We start from the raw sequence: 11,703 nt of genomic DNA on the forward strand, positions 1-11,703 counted from the left end.
AAAAATCAGTTTTGAGAATAAGAATTTGTGTAGCACAGTTTAAAAATCTTAAATCGATAATTTAACCTAAAGTATGAGAAAGCTATTCTTTTCATCTCTAGCACTTGTTTTTTTACTCGCCAGTTGCGGTTCTAATTCCAAGTCGAAAGGTGAACTAGTTGGGGCCAAAGGAAAGAAATGGTATCCAGAGAAACCCTATGGAATGGAATTGATTCCACGTGGCTCCTACGTAATGGGTAAAGCTGAAGAGGATCAAGCCAAAGTTTTGAATGCTCCTACAAGAACAGTTACCGTACGTTCCTTTTATATGGACGATACGGAAATTACCAATAGTGAGTACCGTCAGTTTGTAGAGTGGGTAAAAGATTCCATAACCAGAACCAAATTGGCCATCTTGGCCGATGAGTTGGGAATTGGCCCAGAAGATGAAGGAATTGGAGAGTATGCCTTTAAGGATACCGATACCTCAAGAATTTCCGTCTACGATAAATACATGCTCGACAATTATGCCGGACTTGGAGAAACAGGTTACGAAGGTAGGGCGTTGAACAAAGATGTTGACCTGGTATGGGACACTTCCGAGTATCCGGACGAGTACTATGCTGAGGTAATGGATTCCATTTATTTGCCGGAGGAAGAAAGCTATAATGGGCTAAGGACCATAGACGTTACCCAATTAAAATACAAGTACAATTGGATGGACATCGAGGCTGCCGCTCGGGCCAAAACTGGAAGACGAAAAGACTTTATCAAGAAAGAAGAACTCCAAATCTATCCGGACACCACAGTTTGGATCAAGGATTTTGAGTATTCCTATAACGAACCCATGCACAATGATTATTTTTGGCATGATGCGTACAGTGACTATCCTGTTGTAGGGGTTAACTGGATGCAGGCCAAGGCGTTCTGTAATTGGAGAACCAAGTTCAAGAACGATGATCAAAAATCGCGTGGAAAACAATTTGTGAACCAGTTTAGGTTACCAACAGAAGCCGAGTGGGAGTACGCTGCCCGCGGAGGAATCGAGGGAGGGACCTATCCTTGGGGTGGTCCTTATGTAATAAGTGATACAGGTTGTTTTATGGCTAACTTTAAGCCTCAAAGAGGGGATTATGCCGCAGATGCCGCCCTGTATACGGTAGAGGCAAAATCGTACGAGCCAAACGACTATAACTTGTACAACATGGCCGGTAACGTTGCTGAATGGACAAGCTCCAGTTTTGATCAAGGCGCATACGAATACTTGTCCACCATGAACCCAAATATTGGGTCTGGACAGAACCAAAGAAAAGTGATCCGTGGAGGGTCCTGGAAAGACGTTGCTTATTTCTTGCAAGTAAGTACACGGGATTACGAGTACCAGGATTCCGCACGTAGCTATATCGGATTCAGAACCGTTCAGGATTATATGGGCGAGGAAGATTCCACAAACGGTAGAAGAAACGGGTTACCTTCTGCAAGATAAATTAAGATAGAGGACATTATATAAACCAGTAACCAAATACTTATTTATATAACTTAATTAAAACTAGAATTATGGCACAGTCAAAATCAACAAAAAAGCTGTTTAACATGGCCTACGGCCTTGGAGCATCGGTAGTAATTATTGGTGCACTATTTAAAATCCTTCACTGGGAGTTCGGACCACTGAACGGTGGAATATTACTTGCTATTGGACTTATTACTGAAGCCCTGATCTTCGCTATCTCTGCATTTGAACCAGTAGATGATGAGTACGATTGGTCTTTGGTGTACCCAGAATTGGCTAATGGTCAATCTAAAGGAAACAAGAATGACGCGAAGCAAGCTAAGGAAGCTGAGGGTCTTCTTTCCAGAAAATTGGATGATCTATTGAAAGAAGCAAATATCGATTCTGAGCTTTTCTCAAGCTTGGGTGAAAGCATCAAGAATTTTGAAGGCGCTGCCAAAGGTATTGCTCCTACAACAGATGCCATCCAGCACACTAAGAAATACTCTGAAGAGTTGTCTCACGCAGCCGCTCAAATGGAATCTTTGAACAGCTTGTACAAAGTACAGTTGGAAAGCGCTAGCCGCCAAGCTTCTATCAATGAAGAAGTTGTACAAAATGCAGGTGCTCTTAAAGAGCAAATGGAATCTTTGGCCACAAACCTTTCTTCTTTGAATGGAGTATATGGAGGTATGCTTTCTGCCATGGCCAAAAACTAATTAGGGTTTAATTGATATACCAAACCCCAGATCAAATTAATTATTAATTCTAATTAGAAAATAACATGGCATCAGGAAAAGAAACCCCACGTCAGAAGATGATCAACCTTATGTACTTGATCTTCATCGCGATGTTGGCATTAAATATGAGTAAGGAGGTTCTCGCTGCATTCGGTTTGATGAATGCTAAACTGGAGACTTCCAACGAAAAAGCCGAAGCTAATAATTTGGCCTACTTTGAAGGTCTTGGGACCAAAGCATCTGAAGATGCAATAAAGTACGGTCCGTTGTATGAAAAGGCTCAAGAAGTGCAAAAATTATCCCAAGAGTACTATGAGTACTTGGAGGAGTTGAAAAAAGAAATGTTGGCCGATCAAGAGGATCCCAACAACTATGTTGTAATGGATAAGTCCGACTACTTGGACAACCTATTCTTTAAAGGCGATAACCTAAAGCCCGAAGGGCAAAAGTTTTTGGATGGAGTGACTAATTATAGGGAAAAGATATTGGCTGCCCTTCCAGAAAATATGTCCGAGATCAAAGGCGCTGTTCAAACCCGTTTTGAAACCGGTGATGCGAACGGTAAGGTTGAAAGACAAAGAGATGGGGTAAAAGTAGATTGGATGAACTATCACTTTGAAGGATACCCATTGGTAGCTTCGTTAACTAAAGTGACCCAGTTGCAGGCAGACATCATGTCAACCGAGCAAGAAGTATTGAAAGGACTTTTGGAAGGTAACTTGACCGAAGCCGTTTCCTTGAAGAATTTCGCTACATCCTTGTCCGCTTCCAAAACTGCTTTTTACACCGGTGAAAAGTACGATGGAAAGATCATCATCAGTAAAACCGATAACTCTTCGAAGCCAGTTAGGGCCGAGTTGAAGTTGGATGGTAGAAACCTTACAGCAGATAAAGATTATGTATTGGAAGAAGGTGGTATCAAGTTATTGATCAGTGCCGGTGCTGCCGGAGACCACACAGTTTCAGGTACTATGTTCTTTATGCAGGATGGCGAGGAAATTCCAGTGGAAGTGAACAACACTTTTGCGACCATTACCAAGCCAAACGCAGCTGTAATTTCTGCGGATAAAATGAATGTTGTATACCGTGGTGTGGCCAATCCAATGACCATCTCCATTCCTGGTATTCCAGATAATAAAGTTAATGCTAGAGCAACTGGTTTGACCAGAAGAAGCGGTAGCAACTATATTATGAATCCAGGTACAGGTAGAACGGTTACTATTACTGCTTCCGGTACATTGCCTGATGGTCAGGCGATCTCTACAAGATCTGAATTTAGGATCAAGGATATCCCAAGACCAGGTGGTACCGTACGAGGAGAAGCAGGTAGCGTTAAAATGCCAAGAAGAAACCTTGAGATTTCTACAGTTGGCGCTATGTTGGAAGACTTTGATTTTGACTTGAACCTAGCCGTAAGCGGATTTAAGTTCAAGGTGCCAGGTCAGCCTACCATCAACGTAAACGGTAACAAATTGGATGGAAGAGCCAAGTCTGCCTTGAAAAGGGCCAAGCGTGGTGAAGCCGTTCAGATATTCGATATCAAAGCTTATATCACTAACAACAGAACATACAAGTTGAAGAAAGTATCTCCTGTTGTAGTTGAGCTTACAAATTAATTAAGTATAGAAGTATAATCATGAATTGGAAAAATGCATTAGTTATTGGAGCGTTGGCCTTAGTGCCCGTATCCATGTTGGGGCAGGCGAACATTTTGAATGCCAAGTTACCACAGGATATAGGCGTAAAGACTGCTGCCCAAATAGAACAGGACAATGACGCCCCCTTGGCTTACGGATATGTGGACGATAGGGATATCCTTTGGTCCAAAACCGTATGGGAGACCATTGACCTGGACGAGCGTGTCAACTTTCCATTATACTACCCAACCGATACCATTGGTATTGGTGCGGACAGAAGGTCTTTGTACCATGTTTTGATGAAAAACATTAGAAATGGGAAACTGACCGAGGTATACACGGATTCGTATTTCACCGAAAAACGAACTTTGAATGACCTGTCCGCTACGTTGAGTAAGGTAGATACCACCGACTTGGGATATGAGCAATTGAACGCTGGGGAACAGATTTCTGCGGAATTTATTAACCAAAGGGATTTAAGCGCAGCCGATATTGAAGAGTATCGCATAAAAGGGATGTGGTATTTTGACAAGCGTCAAGGAGAGTTAAAGTACAGAATGCTGGGAATAGCCCCAGTAGCTCCGGATGTTAACTTTATTGACGACGAGTCTGTAGATCCAGGCGAAAACAAGGTAGAGCTTTTCTGGGTTTGGTATCCTGCCGCCCGTCAAGTACTGCATGATGCCAAGGTCTATAACCAGCGTAACTCCGCGCGACCCATTTCCTTTGATATGCTGTTGAACGCCCGTCGTTTCAATGGGGTTATCTATAAGGAGGACAACGTCCACGGGGATCGTGAAATAGACGATTACGTATTTGATAATGCACTGTTCCAATTGTTGGAGGCCAAACGAATCAAGGAGGTCATCCGCGATAGGGAACAGGATATGTGGGCGTATTAATGAGACTCAACTTTGAAAGCCGAAAGGCGCATCAAAGTTGCAAGACGAATTAATCCCGATTTCAATCGGGATATTCCCAAAATAAATTTCCAATTCTATACAAGCAAACGCCGCACGAAAGTGCGGCGTTTTTTTCTACTTAAATGTCACTCTGAGTGAAGAGAGTAGTTACTTATTGACAAAAAAGACTATTCTTCAAATTCAGGATTGTACTCCCAGAATTGATTGTCCGTAGATTCATTGTTAATGTTTCCGAACACCACAAAAGCTTTTCCGTTCATAACAACAACAGATGAAGAAAGGACTCCATCATTGGGCAGCTGACTCATTTGTGACCAGGAATCCGTGTTGGCATCGTATTTCCATAGATCATTTAAAGATGTTCCTGGTATTCCTGGATATCCAAGGCCGACATAACCTGTATCATCAATCGTAAATCCAATAGCAACTGTCCTTCCGTCTCCAGCAAAAGAAGATTTCTCATCCCAGGAATCGGCAAGGGGGTCGTATTCCCAGATTTCATCGATCCAAGGTCCGCCAATCCTACCTGAAACCAAATATCCTTTGTTGTTGACACTTATGCCGGTACAGCCCGATCTTCCTTCTTCATTGACCAATAGACTTGTCTTTTGGGACCAAGTGCCATTTGGATCATTAATAAAATCTGGAGAAGGGGTGAATTCCCATAGTTCACTTTGTTTGTTATTTTCATCCTCACCTCCAAAAACATACGCCTTTCCGTTGATTACAAAGGTTGAAAATGTACTTGTATGGAAATTTATTGGATCCAATTCTTGCCATTCTTCAGTTACTGGGTCATACACCCATAAATCTTGAAGTGCCCCACCAGTACCATATCCGCCTCCAATGTACCATTTGTTGTCCAAAACAAAATCATATGCATATTTTCTGCTTGCACCTTCAAAATTGGGTTCTTGGCTCCAACCATTTGCCTCTGTATAGGACCAGATATCATTAGGGTAACTTCCGAATGACTCACCCAAGCCGGCATAAATAATAGGATTTCCACCTTCATCTTCGAGTACTGCCATAACCCCATTTTCCCGGTAGGTAGTTCCTGGGAATACTTCTAATGATCTCCAAGGCCCTAGGGTAAAAACTTCTGTGCTTTCCACTTCCTGTCCTCCAACATTTACACTTATTTTTCCAGAGTATGTGCCTTCTGGAGCGGTTACTATTAATTGTGTAGATAAAGCTTCAATGACGGTAGCCGGTATTCCGTTAAACTCAACTATGTTATTTTCTAGGACAGTGCTAAAATTGTTCCCAGTAATGGTAACCTCAGTACCAATTGTTCCCTGATTTGGTGTAAAATTGGATATGGTAGGTTCGGGAACGGTAAAATCTTCAGTGCTCACCGCGGTTTGCCCATCTACGGAAACCCTGATTTCTCCTGTTGTGGCTCCATTTGGAACAGTGACCTGCAGCTCATTTGCAGTAGCACTGTTCACCGTAGCCGTAACACCATTAAATGTTACGATATTGTCAGAGGGTGTTGTGCTAAACTTGCTGCCATTAATGGTAACTACGGTACCCAATATTCCTTGTGCGGGGTTAAAATTGTTAATGGTTGGGGTTTTAAGAACTGTGAATGTCTGCATACTGGTTGCTTCTTCACCGTTTACTTCCACTGTAATTTTGCCATTTGTGGCTCCGGATGGTACGGTTACCGTCAACTGAGTAATGGAAGCATCGGTTACAGTGGCTTTTGTGCCATTAAATTTTACAATATTGTTGGCAGGTGTATCACTAAAATTGGTTCCGTCAATAGTTACGCTAATGCCAACATCACCGGCAGTGGGGTCAATCGAGATAATTGTTGGTAGATAGGATTCAGGAATCTCCTGTTTTTTAGGATCGTCCTTGCTGCAATACACAAAAAATACTGCGGTCAGGATGCATATAGCATAGGTTAAAATAGGTTTTTTCATAATAATAGTTTTAGAGAAATAAATAGACCAAAAACGGTCATGCCTTGCACCTCTAAATTCACGAATGCCCCTTTTCAATTGACGGATGGATGTTTTGGATTGACTCTTGAATAATTTTCAATTTTTAATTATTTACATTCTTTCCAAGAACCAAGAACCAAGAACCAATTTCTGCTATCTTTCCCACTTCCATAAATAGAACAATCCAACAATCAAAACTGTATATTCAACTTTATTACCAATAACCAAGCAACCAGTAATCCAACATTTTACCTTTCACCCTTTACCTTATCTCCACCAAGATTAATACCTTAGCCCCATGCACGACTATCTCGTAGTTGGTCTAGGGCTGGCTGGAATCTCTTTTTGCGAAACCCTTGAAAAAGCAGGGAAGACATTCCATGTCATATCAGATAATTCCCAGCAATCCTCCCTGGTTGCGGGGGGTATGTACAACCCAGTGATCTTAAAACGTTTTACCCTGGCCTGGAAGGCACAGGAACAATTGGACTTGGCCATGCCGTTTTATAGGGATTTGGAACGCAAACTGGACGTAAAACTGGACCACAAGCTTCGGGTCCTTCGGAAGTTCGCTTCCGTTGAAGAGCAGAACCTTTGGTTTGAGGCAGCGGACAAACCCGGGTTGGGTGGTTTCTTATCAACAGACATTCAGCAAAACCAGAACCCCCATTTGAATGCCCCCTTCGGTTTTGGCGAAGTGCTACATACAGGCCGGATAGATACCGCCATGCTGTTGTCTTCATACACCCAATATTTGCAGGAAAAAGGAAATCTAACCCTTCACCCGTTCATTTTTGACCATTTTAAAGCGTTTCCCGACCATATTTCCTATAAAACCATGCAGGCCAAGCGAATTGTCTTTTGTGAGGGCTATGGGCTTAAAAACAACCCGTTTTTTCGGTATTTGCCACTAAATGGTACTAAAGGAGAGCTGTTGACCATCAAAGCACCGGATTACAAGGAGGAAAATGTGATCAAATCCGGCGTATTCACCATTCCCATGGGAAATGATTTGTATCGGGTCGGAGCTACCTATAAATGGAAAGACAAGACTAACACCCCCACTGAAGAAGCAAAAACTGAGCTACTGGAAAAATTAAAAACCTTTCTTAGCTGCGATTTTGAAATCGTGGATCATGTGGCCGGAATTAGACCCACGGTGGTAGATAGGCGACCTCTTGTGGGGAGACATCCAGAGCATCAAAATCTTTATGTATTAAATGGTTTTGGTTCCCGGGGGGTGATGATCGCTCCCTATGCTTCGCAACAGCTCTTCAATTATGTTGAAAACGGAACCGATCTTGATTCAGAAATCAACATTGACAGATTTACCAAAAAGTATTACCAAAAAAAGAAAGTAGAGTAAAAACATGAAATTATCCCTTCTTGCTCACAAGATGTCAGAGATTGGGATCCATCACCTTCGTGGCAATTTGTGAAATTCGTGTCAACCTATTGGCAAAACACATTATGGCAAATTAAGGGTAAGGTAAAATCAACCAGTTACTGACCAACGTGACCCTTGACTTCCGGTTCGTACTTAAAAAAGAAATTGATCCAAATATTTCGGGATAAACGAATAATTACTGGCAAAAAAACAAACAAGGTACCCACAATGGCAATAAAGGTGGTGACCAGCGAAGTGTCCAAAATCAAAAAGGAAATAACAAAGGCGGCCGTCGCAAAAGCAATCCCAACCGCGTAGCTCACATACATGGAACCATAGAAAAAGGAGGGCTCAATTTTGTATTTGGTATCACAATTGGAACAACGTTCATGCATCTTGAACAACTGGGAAATTGCATAAGGATTGCTGTCCACATACATGCTCTCTTCATGGCATTTAGGGCAACTTCCTGTTAAAATGCTGTAGAGTTTGTTTCCTTTTTTTAACATTTGCAGCGATTTTTATGCAAAAGTAAGGCAAAGCCCTCTTTTGTTTGGTAATTCAGGTCACATAAAATGCTCAACATCCACAATCTTTCGGTAGCCTTTGGGGGCGAATATCTTTTTGAGGAAATAGCCTTTCGCTTGAATGGCGGCGACCGGGTTGGACTTATCGGTAAGAATGGGGCGGGCAAATCCACATTACTCAAGCTGCTTTCCAAGGAGATGGCTCCAGATTCAGGAACCATTGCCAAGGAAAAAGACATCAAAATTGGCTTTCTAAAGCAGGATATAGACTTTGAACAAGGCCGGACGGTCTTGGATGAATCCTATCAAGCTTTTGCCGAGATAAAGGCATTGGAACTGCAGCTGGACAAAATAAACCAAGAACTGGCCGAACGTACCGACTACGAAAGTGAAGGCTACAACCAGTTGATGGTGGACTTGACCGATGTGACCCATCGTTACGAAATTTTGGGGGGATATAATTATCAGGGCGATACTGAAAAAGTGTTGATTGGACTTGGGTTTAAGCGCGAGGATTTCAACAAGATCACCGATACCTTCTCTGGCGGATGGCGCATGCGGATTGAATTGGCCAAATTATTACTTCAGAACAACGATGTCCTGCTTTTGGATGAGCCTACCAACCATTTGGATATTGAATCCATTATTTGGTTGGAGCAGTTTTTAACGAACTATTCCGGAGCGGTCGTGATTGTTTCCCACGATAAGATGTTCCTGGACAATGTCACCAACAGGACCATTGAGATTTCCTTGGGCAGGATCTACGATTACAATAAGCCCTACTCCAAATTCCTATTGCTTCGAAAGGAAATCAAGGAGCAGCAGTTGAATGCCCAAAAAAATCAGGAAAAGCAAATCCAGCAGACCGAAAAACTCATAGAGAAATTCCGCGCCAAGGCTTCCAAGGCGTCTATGGCGCAATCCTTGATCAAAAAACTGGACAAATTGGACCGAATCGAGGTGGACGAAGAAGACAACAGCGTTATGAACGTGCGGTTTCCGGTTTCTGTAACTCCTGGAAAAGTGATTGCTGAACTTGAGGATTTATCCAAAAGTTATGGCGAAAAAGAAGTGTTGAAATGCATTGATTTGCTTGTGGAACGTGGCAGTAAAACCGCCTTTGTGGGTCAAAACGGACAAGGAAAAACGACCTTGGCCAAGATAATGGTGGGGGAATTGGACCATGGCGGGCATGTTAAGATTGGTCACAATGTGCAGATAGGGTACTTTGCCCAAAATCAGGCGGAATATTTGGATGGCAGCAAGACCATCTTGGATACCATGATTGATGCCGCCAACGAGGGAAATCGTAGTAAGGTGCGGGACATTTTGGGTTCTTTTTTGTTCCGAGGCGATGAGGTGGACAAGTACGTAAAAGTACTTTCAGGTGGAGAGCGAAATCGATTGGCATTGGCAAAGATGCTGCTCCAACCCTTTAATGTGTTGGTGATGGATGAGCCCACCAACCATTTGGACATCAAATCCAAAAATGTATTAAAACAGGCATTGCAGAATTTTGAGGGAACCTTGGTGCTCGTCTCCCACGATAGGGATTTTCTACAAGGATTAACAGATCGGGTGTACGAATTTAAAAATGGCGGGATAAAAGAGTATCTAGGTGATATCGATTTTTATTTGGAGCAACGCAGGGCCGAGGATTTCAGAAAAATTGAAAAAGGGGAGCAGAAGGTTCAGGTACAGAAGGAAAAGCCTAAAGAGAACGACTACCAGGCACAAAAGAAACTTAAGTCGTTAAAAAATAAGCTCAGTGGGGTTGAAAAGAAGATTTCCCAATTGGAAAAAGACATTGCGGAAATAGACCACAAGCTGCTCATGAACTACGATGCTACCATTGCCGAAGCCGGTTTTTTCGACAATTATCAGGGCAAAAAGAACGAATTGGAAACCCTGATGGAAAACTGGGAAAAACTCTCCCAAGAGCTGGAAGAACTGTGATAAATACAAGGACTCCAAGCTTTTCACCACATTATTTGACCTATTCACAACAATTTTTCCTGATTACACCTATTTAATTTGCCAGATTTTGGCTTCTCATCGTAATTTGTAGGTAAATTCTTATAAATTGAAGTATCAACCTCATGATTAGATCTGCCATTTTATGCCTTTTATTGTTTGCTTCGCAGGCGGCTTTTCCTTTAGGAGAGGTCAGTGCCAAAGAGAAGGCAGCTTTGGTGGAACTCTTTCATAGTACCAACGGTGCAAATTGGAAAGTATCATGGGATCTTGATGCACCTGTGGACAGTTGGAAAGGGGTTGAGGTAAAAGACAATCATGTTGTTGCGATAAAACTGTTCATGAACAATCTTGAAGGAACCCTACCCGAAAGTATAGGTAGACTTAAATACCTGACCCATCTCAATTTGGCTTTCAACAGTATTACGGGTGTGTTGCCAAAGGATATTGTAAAATTGAAAAGCCTGAAAATTCTGCGTTTGGAGATGAACCGGATAAAAGGCTCGCTACCAACTAGTATCGGGCAGCTTCAAGAATTACAAGTATTTTCCATGTTCAACAATTTTTTGAGTGGATCAATCCCGCCAACATTTGGGGAACTTAAAAATTTAAGGGAACTAAATCTGTCCAGTAACAACCTCAAGGGCATTATTCCCAAATCCATTGGAAAGCTGACAAAGCTTGAGGCCCTGGGCCTTTTTGAAAATAGTTTGGAGGGAACCATTCCGGAGGAACTCGGCAACCTTATCAAGCTCAAGGAATTGGTGTTGGCCAATAATCAATTGGGAGGAGCCATCCCCGTGGAGTTTGGTCAATTGGCAAGCCTCAAAATATTGCAGTTGCAGAACAATAGGTTCAATTCCTATAAAGGCCTGCAAGAGATGGATACAAGACAATTTTTGGTTTTTGACACAGACGAAAAAACCTTGAATCCCAAGTTCAACGAAATACAACTTCAGCGTACGCGAATGGCTGATACAAAATTTGAAGATGTTGATGACAATGAGTAGTTAGTTATACTTTAGTTTGTTTGGTTTGGGGATACAGGCGTGTATCCCCTTTTTTTATGCCTTTTCTACTGGATTCGCGTAACAT

Annotated in this window: 9 protein-coding genes; 7 read left to right on the forward strand and 2 right to left on the reverse strand. The window is 42.2% G+C overall.

The annotated features are described in order from the left end of the window. Positions 1-73: 73 nt before the first annotated feature. From porK to porN, 4 genes are all read left to right on the forward strand, one after another. The gene (gene porK, locus M3P07_RS14580) at positions 74-1,465 is read left to right on the forward strand and encodes a T9SS ring complex lipoprotein PorK/GldK (RefSeq protein WP_249970667.1); all 1,392 of its coding nucleotides are present in this window, start codon (positions 74-76) and stop codon (positions 1,463-1,465) included. A gap of 71 nt (positions 1,466-1,536) precedes the next feature. Continuing rightward, entirely contained in the window at positions 1,537-2,187 is a 651-nt protein-coding gene (porL, locus tag M3P07_RS14585) for a type IX secretion system motor protein PorL/GldL (protein WP_249970668.1), read from the forward strand. 65 nt (positions 2,188-2,252) lie between these two features. Beyond that, positions 2,253-3,824, forward strand: a complete 1,572-nt coding sequence (gene porM / locus M3P07_RS14590; RefSeq protein ID WP_249970669.1) for a type IX secretion system motor protein PorM/GldM — start codon at positions 2,253-2,255, stop codon at positions 3,822-3,824. Positions 3,825-3,844: 20 nt separating this feature from the next. Continuing rightward, positions 3,845-4,747, forward strand: a complete 903-nt coding sequence (porN, locus tag M3P07_RS14595; protein ID WP_249970670.1) for a type IX secretion system ring subunit PorN/GldN — start codon at positions 3,845-3,847, stop codon at positions 4,745-4,747. 188 nt (positions 4,748-4,935) lie between these two features. On the opposite strand, the gene M3P07_RS14600 is transcribed toward porN, so the two are convergent. Next, positions 4,936-6,699 carry an IPT/TIG domain-containing protein gene (locus M3P07_RS14600; protein WP_249970671.1) on the reverse strand — a complete coding sequence of 588 codons (1,764 nt, stop codon included), beginning with the start codon at positions 6,697-6,699 and terminating at the stop codon, positions 4,936-4,938. Between the two features lie 319 nt (positions 6,700-7,018). Here M3P07_RS14600 and M3P07_RS14605 point away from each other — a divergent pair, with 319 nt between their 5' ends. Beyond that, entirely contained in the window at positions 7,019-8,086 is a 1,068-nt protein-coding gene (locus M3P07_RS14605) for an NAD(P)/FAD-dependent oxidoreductase (RefSeq protein ID WP_249970672.1), read from the forward strand. Positions 8,087-8,223: 137 nt separating this feature from the next. On the opposite strand, the gene M3P07_RS14610 is transcribed toward M3P07_RS14605, so the two are convergent. Further along, a complete protein-coding gene (locus M3P07_RS14610; protein WP_249970673.1) occupies positions 8,224-8,616 on the reverse strand; it encodes a DUF983 domain-containing protein in 393 nt (130 codons plus the stop codon). A 66-nt stretch (positions 8,617-8,682) separates the two neighbouring features. Between M3P07_RS14610 and M3P07_RS14615 the strand changes: the two genes are divergently transcribed. Further along, on the forward strand, positions 8,683-10,590 hold the full coding sequence (locus M3P07_RS14615) for an ABC-F family ATP-binding cassette domain-containing protein (RefSeq protein WP_249970674.1): 1,908 nt from the start codon (positions 8,683-8,685) through the stop codon (positions 10,588-10,590). A gap of 143 nt (positions 10,591-10,733) precedes the next feature. Next, positions 10,734-11,618 carry a leucine-rich repeat domain-containing protein gene (locus M3P07_RS14620; RefSeq protein ID WP_249970675.1) on the forward strand — a complete coding sequence of 295 codons (885 nt, stop codon included), beginning with the start codon at positions 10,734-10,736 and terminating at the stop codon, positions 11,616-11,618. The last annotated feature ends 85 nt before the right edge of the window (positions 11,619-11,703 follow it).

Source organism: Flagellimonas myxillae, from assembly GCF_023502235.1.
GTDB classification, from domain to species: Bacteria; Bacteroidota; Bacteroidia; order Flavobacteriales; family Flavobacteriaceae; genus Flagellimonas; species Flagellimonas myxillae.

What these genes read in the sequence shown, in the direction of transcription:
- porK (WP_249970667.1), top strand. Translation starts at nt 74, where the DNA reads ATGAGAAAGCTATTCTTTTCATCTCTAGCACTTGTTTTTTTACTCGCC.
- porL (WP_249970668.1), top strand. Translation starts at nt 1,537, where the DNA reads ATGGCACAGTCAAAATCAACAAAAAAGCTGTTTAACATGGCCTACGGC.
- porM (WP_249970669.1), top strand. Translation starts at nt 2,253, where the DNA reads ATGGCATCAGGAAAAGAAACCCCACGTCAGAAGATGATCAACCTTATG.
- porN (WP_249970670.1), top strand. Translation starts at nt 3,845, where the DNA reads ATGAATTGGAAAAATGCATTAGTTATTGGAGCGTTGGCCTTAGTGCCC.
- M3P07_RS14600 (WP_249970671.1), bottom strand. Translation starts at nt 6,699, where the DNA reads ATGAAAAAACCTATTTTAACCTATGCTATATGCATCCTGACCGCAGTA.
- M3P07_RS14605 (WP_249970672.1), top strand. Translation starts at nt 7,019, where the DNA reads ATGCACGACTATCTCGTAGTTGGTCTAGGGCTGGCTGGAATCTCTTTT.
- M3P07_RS14610 (WP_249970673.1), bottom strand. Translation starts at nt 8,616, where the DNA reads ATGTTAAAAAAAGGAAACAAACTCTACAGCATTTTAACAGGAAGTTGC.
- M3P07_RS14615 (WP_249970674.1), top strand. Translation starts at nt 8,683, where the DNA reads ATGCTCAACATCCACAATCTTTCGGTAGCCTTTGGGGGCGAATATCTT.
- M3P07_RS14620 (WP_249970675.1), top strand. Translation starts at nt 10,734, where the DNA reads ATGATTAGATCTGCCATTTTATGCCTTTTATTGTTTGCTTCGCAGGCG.